This is a genomic window from Comamonas sp. Z1, assembly GCF_008121555.1.
Lineage (GTDB): Bacteria > Pseudomonadota > Gammaproteobacteria > Burkholderiales > Burkholderiaceae_C > Comamonas > Comamonas thiooxydans.
In genome coordinates this window covers 19,140-39,399 of the sequence record NZ_VOQT01000029.1, presented here as the reverse complement: position 1 = coordinate 39,399, position 20,260 = coordinate 19,140, and the positions used below count along the sequence as shown (strand labels likewise).

At 56.4% G+C, this 20,260-nt stretch carries 21 protein-coding genes and 2 pseudogenes; 17 read left to right on the top strand and 6 right to left on the bottom strand.

Going from position 1 to position 20,260, the window contains the following annotated elements; genetic code table 11:
• Window positions 1-545: 545 nt before the first annotated feature.
• Window positions 546-926, bottom strand: coding sequence for a helix-turn-helix domain-containing protein (locus FSY45_RS26005; protein WP_003064675.1), 381 nt, complete (start codon window positions 924-926; stop codon window positions 546-548).
• A gap of 550 nt (window positions 927-1,476) precedes the next feature.
• Between FSY45_RS26005 and FSY45_RS28560 the strand changes: the two genes are divergently transcribed.
• The 3 genes from FSY45_RS28560 to FSY45_RS25995 all read left to right on the top strand — a co-directional run bounded on the left by FSY45_RS28560 (window position 1,477) and on the right by FSY45_RS25995 (window position 3,191).
• Window positions 1,477-2,073, top strand: a complete 597-nt coding sequence (locus FSY45_RS28560) for an HAD domain-containing protein (protein ID WP_003064669.1) — start codon at window positions 1,477-1,479, stop codon at window positions 2,071-2,073.
• Window positions 2,070-2,627 (top strand): HAD domain-containing protein, encoded by a 558-nt coding sequence (locus tag FSY45_RS26000; protein WP_148748533.1) that lies wholly within the window; start codon window positions 2,070-2,072, stop codon window positions 2,625-2,627. The genes FSY45_RS28560 and FSY45_RS26000 overlap by 4 nt, the downstream gene beginning before the upstream one ends.
• Window positions 2,628-2,690: 63 nt before the next feature.
• Window positions 2,691-3,191 carry an HAD domain-containing protein gene (locus tag FSY45_RS25995; RefSeq protein WP_003064663.1) on the top strand — a complete coding sequence of 167 codons (501 nt, stop codon included), beginning with the start codon at window positions 2,691-2,693 and terminating at the stop codon, window positions 3,189-3,191.
• A gap of 143 nt (window positions 3,192-3,334) precedes the next feature.
• On the opposite strand, the gene FSY45_RS25990 is transcribed toward FSY45_RS25995, so the two are convergent.
• Window positions 3,335-4,015 (bottom strand): endonuclease NucS domain-containing protein, encoded by a 681-nt coding sequence (locus FSY45_RS25990; RefSeq protein WP_003064660.1) that lies wholly within the window; start codon window positions 4,013-4,015, stop codon window positions 3,335-3,337.
• Between the two features lie 525 nt (window positions 4,016-4,540).
• Between FSY45_RS25990 and FSY45_RS25985 the strand changes: the two genes are divergently transcribed.
• A complete protein-coding gene (locus FSY45_RS25985) occupies window positions 4,541-5,260 on the top strand; it encodes a hypothetical protein (protein ID WP_148748532.1) in 720 nt (239 codons plus the stop codon).
• A 73-nt stretch (window positions 5,261-5,333) separates the two neighbouring features.
• On the opposite strand, the gene FSY45_RS25980 is transcribed toward FSY45_RS25985, so the two are convergent.
• Entirely contained in the window at window positions 5,334-6,383 is a 1,050-nt protein-coding gene (locus tag FSY45_RS25980; protein WP_148748531.1) for a Fic family protein, read from the bottom strand.
• A gap of 120 nt (window positions 6,384-6,503) precedes the next feature.
• Window positions 6,504-8,120: a sigma-54-dependent Fis family transcriptional regulator gene (locus FSY45_RS25975; RefSeq protein WP_003064651.1), complete on the bottom strand. Its 1,617-nt coding sequence runs from the start codon at window positions 8,118-8,120 to the stop codon at window positions 6,504-6,506.
• A 232-nt stretch (window positions 8,121-8,352) separates the two neighbouring features.
• Between FSY45_RS25975 and FSY45_RS25970 the strand changes: the two genes are divergently transcribed.
• The 10 genes from FSY45_RS25970 to FSY45_RS25925 are packed head-to-tail and all read left to right on the top strand — an operon-like array spanning window position 8,353 to window position 17,557.
• Window positions 8,353-8,922, top strand: a complete 570-nt coding sequence (locus FSY45_RS25970) for an OsmC family protein (protein WP_148748530.1) — start codon at window positions 8,353-8,355, stop codon at window positions 8,920-8,922.
• Between the two features lie 21 nt (window positions 8,923-8,943).
• Window positions 8,944-10,092, top strand: coding sequence for an acyl-CoA dehydrogenase family protein (locus FSY45_RS25965; RefSeq protein ID WP_034361925.1), 1,149 nt, complete (start codon window positions 8,944-8,946; stop codon window positions 10,090-10,092).
• Window positions 10,089-11,357 carry an FAD-dependent oxidoreductase gene (locus FSY45_RS25960; RefSeq protein ID WP_003064644.1) on the top strand — a complete coding sequence of 423 codons (1,269 nt, stop codon included), beginning with the start codon at window positions 10,089-10,091 and terminating at the stop codon, window positions 11,355-11,357. Before FSY45_RS25965 ends, FSY45_RS25960 begins: the two co-directional genes overlap by 4 nt.
• Window positions 11,358-11,404: 47 nt before the next feature.
• A complete protein-coding gene (locus FSY45_RS25955) occupies window positions 11,405-12,802 on the top strand; it encodes a CmpA/NrtA family ABC transporter substrate-binding protein (RefSeq protein WP_148748529.1) in 1,398 nt (465 codons plus the stop codon).
• 1 nt (window position 12,803) lies between these two features.
• Window positions 12,804-13,676, top strand: coding sequence for a nitrate ABC transporter permease (ntrB, locus tag FSY45_RS25950; RefSeq protein ID WP_003064640.1), 873 nt, complete (start codon window positions 12,804-12,806; stop codon window positions 13,674-13,676).
• Window positions 13,666-14,586, top strand: a complete 921-nt coding sequence (locus FSY45_RS25945; RefSeq protein WP_003064638.1) for an ABC transporter ATP-binding protein — start codon at window positions 13,666-13,668, stop codon at window positions 14,584-14,586. Before ntrB ends, FSY45_RS25945 begins: the two co-directional genes overlap by 11 nt.
• Before the next feature lie 32 nt (window positions 14,587-14,618).
• Window positions 14,619-15,062 carry a cyanase gene (gene cynS / locus FSY45_RS25940; protein ID WP_003064636.1) on the top strand — a complete coding sequence of 148 codons (444 nt, stop codon included), beginning with the start codon at window positions 14,619-14,621 and terminating at the stop codon, window positions 15,060-15,062.
• A complete protein-coding gene (locus tag FSY45_RS25935; protein WP_003064634.1) occupies window positions 15,062-15,811 on the top strand; it encodes a carbonic anhydrase in 750 nt (249 codons plus the stop codon). Before cynS ends, FSY45_RS25935 begins: the two co-directional genes overlap by 1 nt.
• Window positions 15,812-15,840: 29 nt before the next feature.
• Window positions 15,841-16,656 (top strand): sulfite exporter TauE/SafE family protein, encoded by an 816-nt coding sequence (locus FSY45_RS25930; protein ID WP_034361922.1) that lies wholly within the window; start codon window positions 15,841-15,843, stop codon window positions 16,654-16,656.
• Between the two features lie 16 nt (window positions 16,657-16,672).
• The gene (locus tag FSY45_RS25925; protein WP_034361932.1) at window positions 16,673-17,557 is read left to right on the top strand and encodes an MBL fold metallo-hydrolase; all 885 of its coding nucleotides are present in this window, start codon (window positions 16,673-16,675) and stop codon (window positions 17,555-17,557) included.
• 88 nt (window positions 17,558-17,645) lie between these two features.
• Here the strand turns inward: FSY45_RS25925 and FSY45_RS25920 are convergent, their stop codons facing one another.
• On the bottom strand, window positions 17,646-18,296 hold the full coding sequence (locus tag FSY45_RS25920; RefSeq protein ID WP_255443449.1) for an alpha/beta fold hydrolase: 651 nt from the start codon (window positions 18,294-18,296) through the stop codon (window positions 17,646-17,648).
• Between the two features lie 10 nt (window positions 18,297-18,306).
• On the opposite strand from FSY45_RS25920, the gene FSY45_RS25915 reads away from it, so the two are divergent.
• Complete coding sequence (locus FSY45_RS25915; RefSeq protein ID WP_003064626.1) at window positions 18,307-18,786, top strand: LysR substrate-binding domain-containing protein; 480 nt, start codon at window positions 18,307-18,309, stop codon at window positions 18,784-18,786.
• A gap of 103 nt (window positions 18,787-18,889) precedes the next feature.
• On the opposite strand, the pseudogene FSY45_RS25910 reads toward FSY45_RS25915, so the two are convergent.
• Window positions 18,890-19,408: pseudogene (locus FSY45_RS25910) on the bottom strand (IS3 family transposase); the annotation flags it as partial.
• Window positions 19,409-19,475: 67 nt separating this feature from the next.
• Here FSY45_RS25910 and FSY45_RS25905 point away from each other — a divergent pair.
• Window positions 19,476-19,709, top strand: a pseudogene (locus tag FSY45_RS25905) (transposase); the annotation flags it as partial.
• A gap of 23 nt (window positions 19,710-19,732) precedes the next feature.
• A complete protein-coding gene (locus FSY45_RS28555; protein ID WP_187427617.1) occupies window positions 19,733-20,182 on the top strand; it encodes an HAD domain-containing protein in 450 nt (149 codons plus the stop codon).
• Window positions 20,183-20,260: the final 78 nt, after the last annotated feature.

The following is a 20,260-nucleotide window of genomic DNA, read 5'->3' as shown; positions in this document are numbered from 1 at the left end:
CAGTCAGAAGTGGACCATGCCCATCCGGGATTGGAAGGCTGCGCTGACCCGCTTTACCATTCAGTTCGGAGACCGCATCTCCGTCAATTGAAGTCCGAACCGTTTACACAAAAATTCGGACACGCCCACTTCCGTACCTGAAGGGTATGGTGACCGAGGCGGTGTCCGGCTGTGATTGGATAGTTTCAGAACCCTACAGATTCCTCTGCGGGGTCTGTGGGGTCCTGCTATCTAATTGGTATGAAGACGGGTGGGGCTGTTCGAGCACACGACACCCTATGTCCTAACGTCCTATCTGCGATATTGCGTGCGGTCGCAATTCCTCTTGCATCTCGTCTCTCGACGCTGCTTCAAGGGCGGAATATGCACCATATAGGCGACTTAGACGCCATCAAGAGAGTGCTAGTTGGGAAGCGCGTATCTAATTTGCGTAAGCTCCGCTAGGCCGCCGCAAGGTTCGCAAAGGGGCATACAGGCAGGCCCGTCATCTCGCCTCGGGATGATGACCACTTGAGACCAGCGCCCGCAATTGGCGACCCAAGGTGCTATTTGGATTCAGTAAACAGTTCACTGATACCGACATCAAGGCCTACTGCGAGCGCCTCTAGCGTTTCAAGAGTGACGTTGCGTTTTTGGCGTTCAATGTGGCCAATGATGGCTCTGTGTACACCTGCACGATGACACAGTTCTTCCTGTGAGAGCTCCCGTTCCTCGCGCAGGCGGAGAACATTTTTTGCGAGTAGTTCCTTTGCTGAGACGGCTGTTTTCTTTTTCTGAAGCTTCGGGGCATGCATTACCGAATGATGTTGAAACATAGCTACTGTGTCGACTACTGGTGTGTCGACTACCGATGAATCGACTACCAGGAAATCGACTACTTGTAAGTAGAGTTGTGTGTCACAATTGACCCGTATCTCTTCGAGCATCTAATGTTTCTTTGCTTACCCGAAAACCAGATTCCCTACCCGCATCAGAAGGTCTTTTTCCCTAACGGTGGTGGGTACTGGGGCTGCGTCGTCAAAGACTGTGCGGCGCCGATGTTCATTGCAACTGTCCAGCCCGAAGGTGAGCCGGCTTCAGAGAGAGTGACGGCTATGTTTGCCGACGTAGAAGCGCTCCGCAAGCTTCGAAATACACAGGAGCCTTGTCGCGTCGTTGCGCTTCATTGCGTTACCTACTCCAAACAGCAGACTAACTTGGCCATACAGCCCATAGAAGAGGTTTGGGTCAGCCCAGAGCGTCACAGCGAAAAGTTAGTCCTAAAGATGTCTGGTGTTCCAGACAAATATCTCGACGGCCACTCTATGAGTCCTGTCGTTAGGGCTGAGTCGGATGGCTGGGTACCGCTGTTCGAAATCTCTAGCAGTCCTGCAAAGCGGAGCTCACGAAATTAGTCTATTTCGAGTCCATTGGTATCGAGTTGCTTGCCGACGACGAGTCACATCCAAGTGATTGTTCTTTTGAGTGGTTGAACTGATGACTTCATCGAAGTACGGGCCGAACAAGCTTGTGCCGTCTCTTGCGGAGCAATGCAGTCGCATCATTTTTTTGGACTTTGACGGAGTCCTGCATCCACCCCGAGCTATTGCAGGTGCACGGCCACCACTTGAGCCGCACGAAATTCGAGCGGGATGGCCTGCCACGTTCCAACACCTAGGCATCCTCAAGGACTTGCTGCGGGAGCATTCGAATATCGCTGTGGTTGTCAGCAGCTCCTGGCGCATCTTCTTGAATGACGCCCAGCTGGGAGAACTCCTTGCCCCCATTGCCCGTTGGTACGGCGGTTCCGTTGGGAATCCCCAAATAGGACGCGACGTGGCGATACGAGCCTGGTTGGAACTCAACGCCATCACTGACTACGTCGTGCTAGACGACAAACCTAAGTTCTTTCCTGGGCCGGCAGGTTCCTGGCCTACATTGATACTTTGTGAGAGTGAGACGGGGATATCGGACATCAGCGTCCAGCAAAAGCTTCGTGACTGGATGAACCTACACACAGCTAGCATGAGTACTGCAACTGAAGGAGAACTCCGACTCCTCGGCCAGGAGCCGCAGCGAGCTGAGCCTGTATGAGGCCCATCCTGTTCCTGGATTTCGATGATGTCATTTGCCTCAACAACCCATTTGGTGGCTATGACGCGTTAACTGCTTTGGCTGAAGCGGCCCGGGTTGGTAAACCACTTAGTGCTTTGGATGAGCTCTGGAGCAAGCTGTTCGACGCTCAAGCTGTGTCGCATCTCAGGCTGGTGCATGAGGAGTTCTCTCCGCGGTATGTGCTCTCCACAAGTTGGCGCTGGTTTTTTGACCGAGACCTATTGGAGAGGACGCTGGAGCTGGGCGGTCTTGGCTTTGTCGCACAAAGGCTGCATCAGGACTGGACAACGCCTCAAGTCTCACGACGGGCGCATCGGGCTGTGGAAATCAACAGTTGGCTGGAGCAGCATCCAGAAGGTGCTCGCTCGTGGGCTGTACTGGATGACGGACTCTCCGGCACTGGATTCGAGAACTGGTCGCGAGAACGGCGTCAATTTGTGGTTCTCTGCCAGGAAGGTGTTGGCTTTCAGAAGGACGAGCTTCAAAGCCTTAGGCGTGCCTTTGTGCTGCGAGGCTTAATTTCTAAACCTTGAAATCAGCGGCACTTTAGCTGGCGTACAGCTGTACCTGCTGACGTGCCAGAAAGCCAGGCAAGCATGTCAAAGACCATTCTGTACCTGGACTACGACGGAGTCCTGCACCCGGAGCCGGTCTACCGCCACCCGAGGGGTGGAATGTACTTCAGTGTCGACCATGCTGGCCATCGCTTGTTCGAGAACGCGGAGCTCCTTGTCGAAGCCCTGGCGCCATACCCCGAAGTCGTCATCGTCTTGTCTACCTCCTGGGTCCGCGTGTTGAGCTATTCCCAGGCCAAGGCTTTTCTCCCTGAAGCGCTGCGCTCTCGAGTGATTGGGGCTACGTTTCACAGCGCGATGAACAAGTTCGAGTTCGATGCGATGACCCGCGGTGCCCAAGTGTTGGCCGACGCGACACGCCGCGCAGCAACCAGCTGGGTCGCCCTGGACGACGAGGACGAAGGCTGGGGCGCCGCGGCATCCCCGCATCTCGTGCTGACAGAACGAACGTCAGGACTATCTGAACCTCAGGCTCTTAAAGAGCTATCAGACAAATTGAAAGAGCAAATTAAGCAGTGGTGACTGCCTGCGGGTGCTGACCATCGTTGACCTTCATTCCGCTCGGAGCTGACCGGTATGCTTGAGCTGACCAGCGGCTGCATGCGACCCTAACCAGTCATGGGAGGCGTTCCTCAGCGACTGGCTGAAGTAAAGCATCTCCCTTTTTATACTGTCGCTGCTTCGAACACAAACTGCACTCGATACGTCACCAGTTTCAGTCCCGGAATTGCCTTGGCCGCCCACCTTACTGGCTCCGAAAATCCCGATGCGACCAAAATTGCCCGTGGTGGTTGGCCTTCTTTCTGCGCGTACCAGCCGATATAGCGCGCAATTTGTCCGATGGATGAGTCCTTTGCCTCGCCTGCCTTCAGTTCGATTATGACCATGCGGCCGTCGGCGTCCCTCGCGAGTAGGTCGAGCCTTCCAACATCACTGGTCTCTTGGCGCGAAACGAGCGTCAGGCCAGGCTCCAGAACGTCAAGGTGACTAACTATCTGGTCTTCGAGGTCGCGCTCGAGGCTCAAGCTGCTTTCGACATATTCCGTCAGGACTTGCGGCGTCGACTCATCGACTACCGCCGCGGCCAGCTCACCAGTTTCAATGGACTCATCCAGGGTGAAGACTGCCCGACCTGCTTTGAAGTTGGGCGTGGCTCGTCGTCCAGCATCAAGCCAGTACTTTGCGTGCGGCTGGCTTGACGCGTTGTTTGCCCACCATGCCGGATATTGCTTGGCCGAGGCTGGCAGTCCGCCCGGCACGATTCTGTCCAGCTCGTCGAACGTCAGAATGACTTGCGCTGCTGGGTTGGAAAGCAGTACGGAAGTGAGCTGAGCGTATCGGGACATTTGGGCCTCATCGTTTATATAGAAGATGTTGTGAGTAGCTTACAGGTTGCGGTCATCCCAGAGTATCTGCTTCTGGCCGAACTCAGTCGGTTAAGAGCAGTAGCCGGGTCAGCCACAGCCGGCCAGCTCAACCGGAATATGCAGACTGCCATGGTAGGAACACTGGCACCATGTCTTCAGCTCGGTCCCGTTAGCCCAGTTGGCTGGCGATGCAGTGGAGTTTTTCGTAAACATTCTGGATGGACCGCACATTCACTCAGGCGAGGGGAACCACGCAAGTGTTGAAGTCCTGGTTGATTTCTTCGTAGGGTGAACCTTTGAGCGGTTGCTGAGGACCCTGCAATTTGCTTGAAGTCTGCTCAGGCGGCTCCTATACTTTTACGCAGAGCCGACTCGCCGGCTCGCCCGCCCACGGTGGCCAAGTTGTTCGCGACGGCGTAGTAGTTCCGGGTTGTGGTTTGACCAACTGGTCATCCAGGCTCAATGTGTGGGCGCATTGTGTCAAGGTGACCGTGGGAATAAATCATGACCAAGCGCCTTACCCCCGCTCGTTTGGAGCAGCTCAAGCGTTCAGCTAAACGCTTGGCTCGCGAGCAATCTATCCCCCTCAACGCAGCTCAGAATCAGTTGGCCTTAGAACAAGGCTATGCGAATTTTTCTTTGCTGGTCAAAGACAGCCGTGCGAAGAACTTGACGGAACCTCAGCCAGTGGGGGTATCGCCTGTCGCTGATTTCGAGAGTTTTGCACGCGACTGCTTGGAATGCGACTCGAATGAGGGGCATCCGTGGAGGTATTTCAATCCCCAAAGTGGTCGCTTCGAGACTCTCGAGGAGGTGTTGACCCACCTGAACGACCTACAACCCACAAATGCGTTCTTGCAGCAATTGCTCGCTCCTCCACGCACGGCGATGAAGTTTCTAAGCCTCCTGCAGGCTATGCGCCCGATGCGTTTGAGGCGACCGCGCATGAGTGTTCTGCAATCATCGAAGCGTTACAGGCTGGGATACATCGAAAGGTTTAGCAGTGAGAGTCAACGAGTGGTTGAGTTGTCACGAGATGCCCGTATTCGACTGGCTTCGGGCATGGCTAACTCGCACGTAGCGCAAGAGCTATCCCCCGATGACATTCACCAGGCGTACTACTCCCAGCCACCGCATGAGGAAAGTTTGGACGAACTCCGTGAGCGGTTAGACCGCCATGAACACCCTGATAAGCCGGTCGACGACAACGAGCTTGGTGAGTAGCCTTGCTATGGGTGGTCGAGCTGACTAGCTCCTTCTGAGCATTCACAGACCTCCAGCGAGAACCTTGATGCGCTCACTGGTGAAAGCTTTGCGCGGACTGGCGATATACGAACTCAAAGAGTTCTGCCGCGGCTGTCACGTCCTGCTTTTGATAGATACCGCTGAGCGCCAACTCATAGTCATCTCTGGGCACGCCTTGAAACGACAGCGGGGCACAGTTCTTGTGCAGCAACGGGATGTTGGCAGCCAGGCGAGCCGTGGAGCCATTTCCGAAATTGAATGCTTGCAGGTACGACAAATTCACCCATGTGAAGAACGCGGCCTCGATAGGGTTGTGCACTTGTCGTGCCTTATCGGCAATGGACTTCAGCAGCGAGTGCAAGGTTGCAGGGTCCTGGCACGTAGCGTAGCCGCAGCCATAGATAGGCAGAGTGCGGATGCCGCCAATGAGCTTTGCATTCACCAGGTCCCGCATCAGCAGGGCTTGCACATCGACAATGCCCTCAACTGATATGTCTTTCTCCGACGCATTGACGTTGATGTAGTCGATGGCATCCTTGTGATTGAGAAGTACCAAAGCATCTCTGCCGCGACCGTCTGCGTAGGGTTGCCCGTTTAGGACCTGCTTGGCGTCATCGAGTCTCATGGAGATGCCATCAAGACAACTGGACGACCATACGAGTTCCTCAAGAGGTTGCTCTGCTGCCTTGGCTTGGGCGGGGCGCGCTGGTCCGCTATAGCCTGCATGGAACAGATGCAGGGCTAGCTGAGGAGGCAGAAGGCTGCACAGATTCGGGGTGTAGGCAGCCAAGAAGCTTGCGTCGTACCGAACTTGTGGGCGCGTAGCTAGCGGTGCGCTTAATGACTCAAGGAACGCCGTTGCTGCTGACGACCATTGCCGGCGAGCCTTTGGAGGCTCGTTGGGGTCGACCCCTGGGAGGTAACGCGTCGAACGCCCCTTGCCCTGAATTTCCAGTAGCCCAGCCTCCGCCAAGTATTTCAAATCGCGATTGAGAGAAGCCCGAGAACTCGCGATGGAGTCCATCAATGTGCTTGGCCGGACAGGGCAGCGGGCAGCCTTCACCGCAACCAATATTGCTTCCTTGCGCTCTGAAATGCTCATGAGTCAATTGTGCGCCAAGGTAGTGCTGGACCGCCCGTTTCTTCGTGGTGATTGCTGGTCAGCTCTAGCACCTTATCGAACCGATGTGGCAAGAGGCGAAGCTGTAGGGATACCGATATCCTACTGGCTGGTTGTCATCAGTTTCTTCCATCGGTAGCTGAACTGCCTCACAGTCATACCCAGCGCCTGGGCTGCGCGCGACTGATTGCCTCCGTGCAGCTCCATCGCGCGATGTAGGTCCTGGGCGGCGTGTGAGTTGGCAGACTGATAGTCCCTGACCAGTGGTGGTGAGGACGATGCGTATAGTGAGGCTTGTTGCGGGCTGGGCCGGCGCGGAGCCTGCTCTCTACGCACTCTCGAGGTACTAGGCAGCCAGATTTCAATCTCCTTGCGACTTACTGTGGACTTATCCGTAAGGAGCACCGTGCGTTCGATGACATTGGCGAGCTCTCGAATATTACCTGGCCAGGGATGCAGTTCCAGGGCGTCAAGGGCCTCGGCTGAGAAGTAAACGTTTTTCTGATTCTGCTGGTTTGTCTTACTCAGGAAGTGCTGCGCGAGCAATCGAACATCCTCTTTCCTATCCGCCAGTGACGGCAACCGAATCGGAATGACATTCAGGCGGTAGAACAAGTCTTGGCGGAACCGGCCCTCATCAACTTCAATGCTCAGGTCCCTGTTGGTCGCTGCGACGACGCGAACATCAACGGGAAATTCCCGCTTTCCGCCCAGCCGGCTGATAGTCCCCTCCTGCAGGGTCCGGAGTAGTTTGGCCTGCATGGCCAGGGGCATCTCGCCAATCTCATCCAGGAAGATGGTTCCGTTATTCGCCTGTTCAAACCATCCAGCTCGGACTGCGTTGGCACCGGTGAAGGCGCCTTTCTCATGTCCGAAAAGTTCCGACTCAAACAAAGACTCTGGGATGGCCGCGCAATTCACCTTGATGAAAGGTCCATCTCGCCGGTTGCTCGACATGTGCAGGGCGCGGGCAAACAGCTCTTTACCAGTACCAGACTCGCCCAGGAGGAGCACGCTTGCAGAGGAACGAGCCACCCGCTCCAGTTCTTCGAGTGCACGTAGTAAGGCAGGCGAACTCCCAACAATGCCGTAGCGCGCTGCGGCGGATTCGAGCGCACGGCTCAGGAGCTCATTCTTCTTTTCGAGCACGCGTGTCTTTTCCTCTACCAGCTCTCTGAGTTGCAGCAGTTGCCCGCAAAGAGTTGCAAGAAGGCGAAGGATGGCAACGTCGTCACTCAGCTGCCGATTTCGAATGCGGATGCGGTGAGCGGCGAGCACCCCTACGGTCACACGATTTACCTCAATCGGTACGGCAATGAATGCCACCGTCTCCGATGGAAGGTGTGTACGTTCGACCGCGCGTAGCAGGAAGCGAGGGTCGTCGTCGATGTTCTGCACGATGCTGGGCTGCCCGGTCATCAGGACCGCGCCTGTGATGCCTTCTCCCATGCGGTAACGACCTCGGGCAATCTCCGTCTTGGTCATTCCGTACGCATAGCGGATGGAAGCGTGTTCCTCTCCAGTCAGCCGGTCGTATCTGTCATGTCCAAAGACGTCGACAAGGACAACGCGTCCCCTATTCAGTCCAAGAAGCTCGGACATCAGGTGGAGCATTTCTCTAAACACGATGTCGGCTGAAAGACTTTTGCCGACCAGGCGCATCACTTCACCGAGCAGCAGTTGCTCCTGCTCGCGCCAGGTAGGTTCTAGTTTTGACATTGACGAATTTACCTCTGCATGCTGTTGAAGTTCGTCTAAAGCATGACATATTGTCGACATTTTGTCCGACAAAATGTCGGAATACATTACCCCTGTGTTCGGCTCGTACGACAGGGTGCTTGGAATTTACTCCTTATAAATCAAATAGATAGTTAACGCCTAAGGCTGTGCATTACGTTGGCACGGTTGTTGCTGAATAAGTATCGTCAGCAACACACCTAGGAGCTATCTAATGACCCTCGCAACCCCAGAACGTGCAGCAGAAGTCGCGAAATCGACTATCAAAACCTACCTGCGCCCCATTGACCGTGATGGCCTCTTGGCATTTGGCGAAAAGGGCCGCAACAACCCCAACACCCGAGGCACGAACAAGGTCCATACCGTCGTAGACGGAAAGTTCCGCACGCTCAGCTATGTCGGTAACCACACCCCGGTGGTGGTTGACGAGCCGCCGCACCTGTTCGGCCAAGACACCGCACCGGCTCCTGGCGAAATCGTTCTGTCCGGCCTGGGTGGTTGCCTGAGCGTTGGTATTACGGCCGTAGCAACGTATCGCAACGTCAAGCTGACCAAGCTCGAAGTTTTCCTGGAAGGCGACATCGGAAATTCCGCTGCCTGGGGCGCCAATGGAGCCGAGCGTGAACCCAGCCAGATGGGCTTCCAGCAAATCCGCGTGAAGGTGCTTGTTGAAGGCGACGCAACTCGTGAGGAACTCGACGACATCGTTCGTCACGCCAACTACTTCTCGCCGGTAGCCAACACCATGCGCAACCCCATCCCATTCGACATCAGCCTGGCTTGAGCCGGTAGTTAGGACCACACCATGTCAGCGGTAGCGTCAAGCAACATCCACCTGTCCACATCTTCTCAGGCGGCAGCAGCCATGCTTGCCAAAGTGCAAGCCATCGCCCAGGGGCCCTTGGCGGCCATTGCGGACCAAATCGACAGGCAAGGCACATACCCTGCCAAGGTATTGAAGGACCTCGGGAAGGCTGGGCTCTACCGCGCACAAACCGGCTTGGCGGGCACTCCCGACCTAACTTCCGCCATTCAAGGGGTAGCCGAAGTATCTAAGGTTTGTGGAGCTACTGGATTCATGGTGTGGTGCCAAGCTGCTTGTGCGCTTTACATGGAGCGCAGCGGTAATCCTGCTCTCCTTGGTTCGGAGTTCGAGGCGCACATCAACGGTGACAGGCTAGGCGGTACAGCGCTTAGTAACCCAATGAAGGCGATGACCGGCATTGAACCCATGCTTCTCAAGGCTGAGCCGACTGAGAACGGCTATGTCGTGAACGGCACTCTTCCGTGGGTAAGCAACCTTGGCGAAGACCACTATTTCGGCGGCGCGGCCACTGTCTACGAAGAAGGTCAACCGACGCGCGACATCATGTTCATGGTTCCTTGCCAGGGTTCCGGAATTGAGTTGAAAGAGTGCCCGTCTTTTGCTGGCATGGAAGGCACTGGTACATGGGGTGTTCGCTTCACCAATTTCAAGGTCACGGCCAAGAACCTCATCGCAGAGAACGTTCCTGAGTTTTTGGACAAAGTTCGACCCGCTTTCATTCTGCTGCAGGTCGGCATGGGGCTGGGTGTCGCGCAAGGCGCTATCGACACCATGTGGGCAGTCGAACAGCATCTCGGACATGTCAACAAGTTCTTGCACGACCGTCCCGTCGAACTGCAGTTAGAACTCGACGCCCTCAGCGAGCGAACCTACGCATTGGCTCGACTCGCAAGCGAGGGACAAAAGCCAACACTCCTGGACGTTCTGGACGTGCGGGCCCATGCATCGGAGCTGGCCCTGCGTGCTGCGCAATCGGCACTTCTCCATCAGGGCGCGCGAGGCTACCTTCTCTCGTCATCTGTCCAACGTCGGGTTCGCGAGTCTCATTTCGTTGCCATCGTTACGCCGGCACTGAAGCACCTGCGTCGCGAAATGGCAAAGCAAAGTGCGCAGGAGATGCCCGCATGAGCGCCATTGCCATCCTCCTTCCAGAATGTGATTCCATCGCTGACCAAGTCGTGATGGAGTACCGTCAGTACATCTGCCGTGCATGCGGCTTGGTCTATGACGAAGAAAAGGGTGACCCAGACAGCGGACTCGCGCCTGGCACTAGATTCGCCGACATTCCCGAAGACTGGGAATGCCCTCTGTGCGGTGTCACCAAAAGCGACTTCGAGCTTTATGTCGAGATAGCACTCGATACCACTGCCAACCCATCCGTCACCGTTGACCTGAATCGCCGTCATGAAGCTGGCGTGGTCATCGTCGGCGCAGGCGCCGCCGGCTGGGCTATGGCCAAGGCGATTCGGGAGGGCGATTCCGGAGTCCCCATCACGATGGTGACGGGCTGCAGTGGCGACCTCTACGACAAGCCTCAGCTGTCGGTCGCCATGGCCAAGTCCATCGGCGTTCGTTCGATGGTCAAGGAAACAGGAGTCGCCGCAGCGCAGCGCCTGGGCATTCGTCTCATGGCCGATACCTTGGCCATCAGCATCGCGCCGGAAAGCGACATGCTTCGCACCACTAAGGGCGCAGTACGCTACGACCAACTCATCCTTGCGCATGGCGCCGCGCCGCGCAAGAACAAGAACATGCCGGCGTCGTTGTGCTGGGGTATCAACGACCTGCGTTGCTACACGAAATTCCGGGAGGCTCTCGGAAGGTCGGACTCAGCCCAACAGGTCGCAATCGTTGGCGCTGGGCTAGTGGGTTGTGAAATCGCCAACGACTTGGCAATCGCTGGACACTCTGTGTTTTTGCTGGATGTCGCAACGCGACCGCTAGCCAATGTCATCACGCCGGAGGAATCACAGGCACTGCTCACGGCATGGTCTTCGCTGCCGTTGAGCTTTATCGGTGACACGCGCATCAGAAGCGTGACCAGGGATGGCTCTGCCATTACCGTGCAGACGGAATCGGGCTTCGCCCTGAACGTCAGTCATGTCCTTTCCGCCACAGGGCTCGAGACGCCGAGCCGACTTGCTGCATCTGCTGGGCTCCACTGGAACAACGGCATCGCCCTCGACCCAAAGACGCTGGCGACCAGTGTTGAAAACATCCACGCTCTCGGTGACTGCATCAGCATCAATGGGCAGCCCCTGCGCTACATCGAACCGATAGCTCGGCAAGCACGTGTCATTGCGTCCCGCATTTGCGGCCAGCCACATCTTGTATACGACCACGTCAGGCCCGTTATTCGGGTGAAAACGACCTCGCGGGCCTTCACTGTCTAAGTGGCTTCCACGCGCTTCCGCCCCATTCCAACCTTGAAAGAGTCCTTATGAGCTATTTCGCCCCCTTCGATGCAGAAAAGCCGCTGATGATGTCCTGCTCTTGCGGCAGGCACGGTTCTGAGAGCGAGCACAAGGCTGCCTCAGCTCACGACGCCGCGCAAGAACTCATCCGTCGGAGTCAGACGAACTCCTTCGAACAGTACTCCAATGAGTTCATTGAGGCGAGCCTCGTCAAGGCTATCTTTCCTCAGGATGTGGTTCGCCGGCACTTCCTGCGTGCCGTCGGCAAGTCCACGGCCATGGCCGCAATCTCGAGCGTGCTGCCCTTGACCAGCCTTCAAGCCATGGCCCAGGACAAGGGAGCTATCGAGAAGAAGAGCCTCAAGGTTGGCTTCATTCCCATCACTTGTGCCACGCCGCTCATCATGGCTGAGCCGCTGGGCTTCTACAGTAAGCAGGGTCTCGACGTGCAGATTGTGAAGACCGCCGGCTGGGCACTCGTGCGCGACAAGGTCATGAACAAGGAGTACGACGCGTCGCACTTCCTGTCGCCAATGCCGCTGGCCATTTCAATGGGTCTTGGCTCTAACGCCCAGCCGATGAATGTGGCGACCATTCAGAACGTTAACGGCCAGGCCATCACCTTGGCCCTCAAACACAAAGGCAACCGAGACCCGAAGAACTGGAAGGGCTTCAAGTTCGCCATTCCGTTCGAGTACTCGATGCACAACTTCCTGCTGCGCTACTACCTGGCAGAAGCTGGCCTCGACCCTGACCGTGACGTCCAGCTGCGTGTTGTCCCGCCGGCGGAAATGGTGGCCAATCTGCGAGCCGGCAATATCGACGGCTTCCTCGGGCCAGACCCGTTCAACCAGCGCGCAGTTGTCGAAGAGGTCGGGTTCATTCACATCCTTACCCGCGATATCTGGAACGGCCACCCTTGCTGTGCGTTCGGTACATCCACTGAGTTCATCCAGAAGAACCCGAACACCTTCGCAGCACTTTACCGCTCTGTGCTCACCTCCGCCGCCATGGCACGCGACGCCAAGAACCGCGAGCTCATCGCCAAAGTGATTTCGACCCAAGCCTATCTCAACCAACCAGAGGCTGTTGTGACCCAAGTACTCACCGGCAGGTATGCCGATGGACTAGGCAACGTCATCAACAACCCGGCTCGTGTCGACTTTGACCCCATCCCCTGGCAAAGCATGGCTGTTTGGATGCTCACGCAGATGAAGCGCTGGGGATATATCAAGGGTGACGTCAATTACAAGCAGTTGGCCGAGAAAGTCTTCCTCCTGACTGACGCCAAGCAGACCATGAAGCAACTGGGACAGGGCGTTCCTGACACGACAGCCTATCCGAGCTACCAAATCATGGGCAAGACCTTCGACCCCTCGAAGGCCGATGCGTATGCCAACAGCTTCACTATCAAGAAGGCCTGATATGAACAACGCGAAATCATTGAGGCTCAAAGCTGCCGCTCTATCTGCCGTTTTTCTTATCGTCATCCTGGCCATATGGCACGTGTCAACCTTGCCGTCGAAGGAGCCTAAAGTCACGCTTACGGCAGACCAAATCGAGTATGCGCAGTTGATGGGCAAAGACCCCCAGGCAGCAGCCATTACGCCTGCAAAGTCGTCGTTTCCCACAGTTGCTGACATGGGCAAAACTATTGCCAAGCAGTTGGCCGACCCCTTTTACGACAACGGCCCGAACGACAAAGGTGTCGGAATTCAGGTGGCCTACTCTCTTGGTCGAGTCGCGCTGGGTTTTGGCTTCGCAGTGGCGTTTGCCATTCCGTTGGGCTTCCTCATCGGCATGAGTCCGCTGGCCTATCGGGCGCTGGACCCATTCATCCAGGTACTCAAGCCCATCTCGCCGTTGGCCTGGATGCCCATCGCGCTCTACACCATCAAGGATTCGTCCATCTCGGGCATCTTCGTCATCTTCATTTGCTCCATCTGGCCGATGCTGACGAACACCGCCTTCGGCGTGGCCGGCGTCCGAAGGGAATGGCTCAACGTTGCGAACACCTTGCAGGTACGACCAATGCGAAAAGCTATTGAAGTCATTCTTCCGGCGGCGGCCCCGACCATCCTCACTGGAATGCGAATCAGCATGGGCATCGCATGGCTGGTTATCGTGGCCGCAGAGATGCTTGTCGGTGGAACCGGCATCGGCTACTTCGTCTGGAATGAGTGGAACAACCTCTCCCTGGCAAACGTAATTTTTGCCATCTTGGTAATTGGGCTGGTCGGCATGGCCTTGGACATGCTGTTCGCCAAAGCACAAAAAGCGGTGACCTATGCTGACTAATGACGTTGATATCTCGGGCGCAAAGCCCTTTCTGAAGGTCGAAGGTCTCACGAAGTCCTATGTTCCCGGAGGTGACCCGGTCTTGGATGGCGTCCACTTCGAGCTCAACCAAGGCGAGTTCGCCTGTGTGATTGGCCATTCGGGCTGCGGCAAGACGACAATCCTCAACGTGCTGGCAGGCCTAGAGAGTGCAACCGATGGCACCGTCATCATGAGCGGCCGCGAAATCTCGGGACCAAGTCTGGACCGTGGGGTTGTCTTCCAAGGCCATGCGCTCATGCCCTGGCTGACCGTTCGTAACAACATCGCGTTCGCTGTCCGAAGCAAGTGGCCAGAGTGGTCCAAAGCGCAAGTCAACGAGCACGTTGAGAAGTACGTCGAGCTCGTGGGTTTAAACCATGCCATCGACAAAAAACCTTCTGCACTCTCAGGAGGTATGAAACAGCGGGTTGGCATCGCGCGTGCCTTCGCTATCCAGCCCAAGATGCTCCTGTTGGACGAGCCCTTCGGGGCATTAGACGCACTTACGCGGGGCACGATTCAAGATGAGCTGCTCCGCATCTGTCGGGAGACACGCCAGACCGTTTTCATGATTACCCACGACGTGGATGAATCAATTCTTCTGGCTGACAAGATTCTTCTGATGAGCAATGGCCCGCGTGCCCGCGTAGCCGAAGTGGTGCTCAACACGATGCCTGCAGACCGGCAGCGCGCCACCCTGCACCATGACCCGCAGTACTACAGCATCCGCAACCACCTGGTCGACTTCCTGGTAGCTCGGTCCAAGGATTTGTCGAACGGCCGCGCACCTATCAAACCACCCTACGTATCCCCCGGGTTGGCTACGTCTTCTTCCGTTGTTGAAACCGCTGAAAGCAATTCGCACACGCCGGCCCTTCGCTTGGCATGACACATCCCCCTAAACGCTCTACTGGAGAAATCATGAGCCGTATTGAAGTTACCGAGAAAATCATCGCAGCAAAAGTATCCAAAGGCCTGAAATGGTCTGAAGTCGCGAAACAAGTCGGCCTGAGCAAGGAATGGGTCACCTCGGCCTGTCTGGGTCAAATGACGTTGAACCAAGAGCAGGCAAAAATCCTGGCTGAAATCTTCGACCTTTCCACCGAAGACGCCAAGTGGCTGACCGTTACGCCGTACAAGGGCTCGCTGCCAACTACCGTGCCGACCGACCCGCTCATCTATCGCTTTTACGAGATGGTCAATGTGTATGGCACGACCTTCAAGGCACTTATCCACGAAGAGTTCGGCGACGGCATCATGAGCGCCATCGATTTCAAGATGGACCTGCAGCGTGAGAACGACCCGAATGGCGACCGCGTACGCATCGTCATGAGCGGCAAGTTCCTGCCATACAAGCAGTACTAATGGACTCGGTCCGGCTTAACTCGGCCATCGCAGGCGAGACAGAAGGCTCAGGCCAGAACTGCGAAGACATCCTGGCCCGCAATCGCAAATGGGCGGCACAGATGTGCCAAGAGCGGCCGGATTACTTCACGCGCTTGCTGGCTCAGCAGGCGCCAAAATACATGTGGATTGGCTGCTCCGACAGTCGGGTGCCCGCCAACCAGGTCATGGGCTTGGACCCGGGCGAAGTTTTTGTACATCGCAATGTCGCGAACTTGATGGTCCCATCCGACCTGAACTCGCTCTCGACTTTGCAGTACGCCGTCGAGCGGTTGCGAGTGCACCATGTCATGGTGGTTGGCCATTATGGATGCGGTGGAGTGGGCTCGGCCATGTCTGGCTCGCGAGTGGGACTTGTCGATAACTGGTTGCGGCATATCGCTGTCATTCGTGACAAACATCGAGGTCTCTTGGATGCAGTCGAACCTTCCGTAAGAGCGGACTTCCTGTGCGAGCTCAATGTGCTGAGCCAGGTCGTCCATGTTGCGCAAAGTACTGTCATCGTGGATGCATGGGCTTCGGGTCAAGAGCTCTGTGTCCATGGCTGGGTATATGGCCTCCACAACGGCGTATTGAAGGACCTTTTGGTCACAGTGAATGCGACAACCGATGTGGATGCACTGTACGACCTGGCTGTGGCTCAGGCCTTCGACCGCTGGGTTGGCTCTTGCAAAGGTGCCACTGTGTTACCTCTGCTTGCGACCGTTTAAGCATTTCCCGCAACACTTTCGAGCAAGCAATGTCCCTTGGTCTCATTTATGGTTTTGGAGTCGGTGCCCTGTTGGGTCTGACGGGTGCCGGAGGCGGCATCCTGGCGATACCAGCATTGGTTCTTGGCCTGGGTTTCGACCCTCGTGCTGCCGTGCCAGTAGCGCTTTTGGCAGTCGGAATATCGGCATCAATAGGAGCCGTTGACGGCCTTCGCAGAAAAATTGTCAGATGGAGGGCTGGTTTAGTCATGGGCGTGGCAGGCCTTGTGGCTACACCAATCGGTTCCCGGATGGCCAAAGAGCTGCCTGCACACGTTCTTCTGACGATGTTCGCTATTGTGATGCTTTACGTCGCAGGTCGGCTTCTGTTGCCCCGAGGAACACCGACCTCACTCCCGTCTTTGGATGAGGCACTGGCTGCAACTACGGTCAAGAACTGCATGCTCAATCCTTCCAACGGCCGATTCAGCTGGACCAATCGCTGTGCCGCAACGCTTGCAGGTATCGGGTCAGCTTGCGGACTCATGACCGGCATGTTGGGTGTCGGCGGTGGCTTTGTCATCGTGCCGGCTTTCAAGCAGTGGACTAACGTCCAACTTCATGGAATCGTCGCCACGTCACTGTTTGTCGTGGCCATGGTGGCGATGGGGTCCGCGATTACCTCATTGGCCACCGGAGCTCATGTGGGGCAGACCGGAGTCTTCTTCGTCACTGCATCCGTATGCGGGATGTTCGCGGGGCGGTGTGTTGCGCCCTTGCTTTCCGCGAAGACCGTCCAGACGGCATTTTCCGTACTTGCAATGTCGGTGGCAATGCTGCTTTTGTACCGCGCATGGTTTGGCTGAGGAGGTCGATGTGACAATCTCAACACACCCGAACATTCAACCCTTTTTCGACGCTGGGTCGTCTACCTTCTCCTATGTCCTATTCGACCGGCAGGGTGGAAGATGCGCCGTCATCGATTCAGTCCTGAACTTTGACAGCAAGTCAGGGAGGACGTCGACTGAAGGAGCAGATGAGGTCATACGTTTCGTGCAGGCTAATAACCTCTCCGTGGACTGGCTACTGGAGACGCACGTCCACGCGGACCACGTTTCTGCAGCACCCTATCTTCAGTCCCAACTAGGCGGGCTGATTGGAATTGGAGCAGGCATCCGCACGGTGCACGAAGCTTTTTCGTTAGCTTTCATGTTGCCCGAGGATTCTAGGGAGACGTTTCAACCCTTTGGTCGCTTGTTTGAGCCAGACGAGCGGCTCAAAGTTGGCGAACTAAACGTGCGTGCAATGCACGTTCCTGGTCACACACCTGCCGACTTGGCATACGTGATTGAGCCCATCGACGGTACTCCTGGCGTCGCTTTCGTGGGCGATACGTTGTTCATGCCGGACGTTGGTAGTGCGCGCTGTGACTTCCCTGGCGGCTGCGCAAAAACCCTATTCGCTTCTGTGCGCCGATTGTTGCAACTGCCACCGGAGACGCGGCTCATGATGTGCCACGACTATCCCCCCCCGGAACGTGAGCCCCTCTGCGAGACCACCGTGCGGGAGCAATTGCTTCACAACATCCACATACGTGACGAGGTGGCTGAAGATGAATTTGTGAGGCTGCGACAGACGCGTGATGCATCGCTCGCAATGCCAACACTTATGCTCCCTGCAATCCAAGTCAATATTCGGGCTGGCATGCTTCCAGCAGCTGAGAAAAATGGCATCCGCTACCTTCGTATTCCGTTGAATGTGTTTTAGCGAAATGCCCAGCGTCCTCAATGACGGCCATCCGCTACGCCCCGCTGGTCGGGACGCTTTGCATAGCTAAGCTGATTTGGAGTGTTGGCTATCGAGGATAGACACAGCGCTCAAGGAAACTGAGCGCCAGCTTGTTGTATTCGGCAGGCTTCTCAGAATATGCGGAATGTCCGGCGTCCTGGACGACGGCCACCGAACTGTCGGCGACGAGCTCTGCAGCCTCTTGCATTGCTGACACGGGGACAATGGGGTCCTCGCTGCCGACAACGAAGAGCGTTGGGCATTTCACGTCACCTAGCACGTCCATCGGTAGTAGAGCGTCGGGCCTCATCATGTCGGCCAGCGCTTGGCCCCATTGCTCGGGAGGAAGGCTGTGCGCACTCGGATTGAAGTGATTGATTTGGGCGTAGAGAGCGGCCTTTTCCGGCTCGTTCTCGAGAAACCAGCGACCGAGTGAGCGCTGCTCTACGGTGACAGCCTTTTGGGTGATTTGTCGGTCACGAATCCTTTGCAGCATTTCTGGATGGTCAATCGACAGCGACGTGTCTGACGCAATAAACCCAGCCACCAAGGCTGGATGCGCCAGAGCCATGCGCAGGCCAATCATGCCGCCCAATGACTGACCGACGATGGCTACACGCTCAATCTTCTCTTGCTCCAGAAGCCGCTGAACATCCTGCAGTAACTGCGGCCACTGGAATTCTGTCAACCGGGCCGCGGAGCGGCCAAAGCAGCGGATATCTGCGGTGATGCAGGTGTATCGCTTGCTGATATGCCGCGAACCGGCGGTGATTCCCGAAGAGTGCGAGTTTCATCCTCTCATTGAGGACCGCTTCGCGATAGTTTGCAGGTCGACGCATCCTTTAGCACACCAACGCCAAGTGCGCTGGACGGATTTGGAGCGCGCTTTGTGGCTGGCTCTGCCGGCAGGGCTCGGAGTGCGTACCAAGTTTGACGCACTGACCGAGCGGCATTTCAAGGTCGCGCCAACTACGTTTCCCATCGTGACTCAGTCATTGCCTGTCAACATGAGGCTGGTTGGTGAGTTCGACGTCTTGGTAATTCTTCCTTTGAACCTTGTCCGCCCGCAACTTGAATCGGGTAGCTTGGTCGAGCTCAAAGTGAGGGAAAAAATGCTCATGAACCCTATTGGTATGCTTCAGCCCAAGCTGCAGAGCAGCGAGGCTGCACTGCAACTCGTGGAGTTCTTTGGGGCATTCGGTCGCTAGAGCAGAGACATGAAAGTACGCCTTAATGGAAGGCTTTAGGCTTGATGAGCTTTAGTCACTCACTGACTCGTCATGGGCTGCTGCCGGTCTCGTTGACACCGACCTAAGCTTCTTGAGCTTGCTCGAACTGTACGGGACTGAGATATCCGAGCGTCGAATGCCGACGCGTCGGGTTGTAGAAGCACTCGATGTAATCGAACACATCTGAGCGGGCCTGCCCTCGTGTCCTGTACACCTTACGGGCCGTGCGCTCGGTCTTCAGAGAACTGAAGAAGCTCTCCATGGCCGAGTTGTCCCAGACCTCACCAGCCCGACTCATACTGCAAGTGATGCCCTGTTCGCCCAGCAGCCTCTGGAAGTGCTCGCTTGTGTATTGGCTACCCTGGTCCGAGTGGTGCAGCAGTGCCACTGGCCTGCCCCGGCGCCACACAGCCATCATCAGCGCGTCCACCACGAGCTGCGAGGTCATGCTCTCCTGCATCGACCAGCCCACGATTCGACGGGAGTACAGGTCCAGTACCGCAGCTACGTAAAGCCAGCCTTCTGCCGTCCAGATATAGGTGAAGTCGGCCACCCATTTCTGGTTCGGACCATCTGCCTGGAACTGACGGTCCAGCACGGAGGGTGTGCAGAATTTTGTGTAAACGGACAATCAACCGCCGGCGCAAGCCGGCCTGTCCGTAAGCACAATGAGCACCAAGAAACACGACGTACCCGAAGAACTGCTGTCTGGCCTGCTGGCCAACTACAAGAAGCCCGAAGACCTCATCGGCGAGAACGGCCTGCTCAAGCAGTTGACCAAGCTGCTGGTGGAGCGAGCCCTAGACGCCGAACTGACCGAGCATCTGGGCCACGAACGCAACGAAGCGGTAGCCAACACCACTGGCAACACCCGCAACAGCACAAGGGATACGGTCGCAAAGTCCTGTACCTTGACTACGACGGAGTGCTGCACCCTGAGGCTGTTTGGCGAGCCCCACGCAAAGGCATTTATCTGGCACTAGGACTTGAAAATCACCATCTGTTCGAGAACGCCAACGTGCTCGTTGATTTGATGGAGCCCTATCCCGATGTTCTCATCGTTCTTTCAACGAGCTGGGTCCGCGTCCTGGGTTTCACCGCAGCAGCTAGTTACTTGCCTCGGTCGCTCCAGGACCGGGCCATCGGAGCAACGTTTCACACTGGCATGCAGAGAGATTGGTTTACCTCCTCACCAAGGGTTCATCAGGTTCTTGGTGATGTTGGCAGACGGCAACCCTCCGCGTGGGTTGCTATCGATGATGACGCTGCCGACTGGCCACCGCACACAGCCGCAAACTTTGTCGCCAGTGACCCCACATACGGTTTGTCCGCCCCACAGGTTTACCTGGAATTGCAGCAGAAACTAGAGGCTTAGTTTGGAACGCAGGCCACTTGAGAGGCTGCAGCGAGAGACATTATCATGAAAATCCTCTTGTCACGAGTGACTATGTCG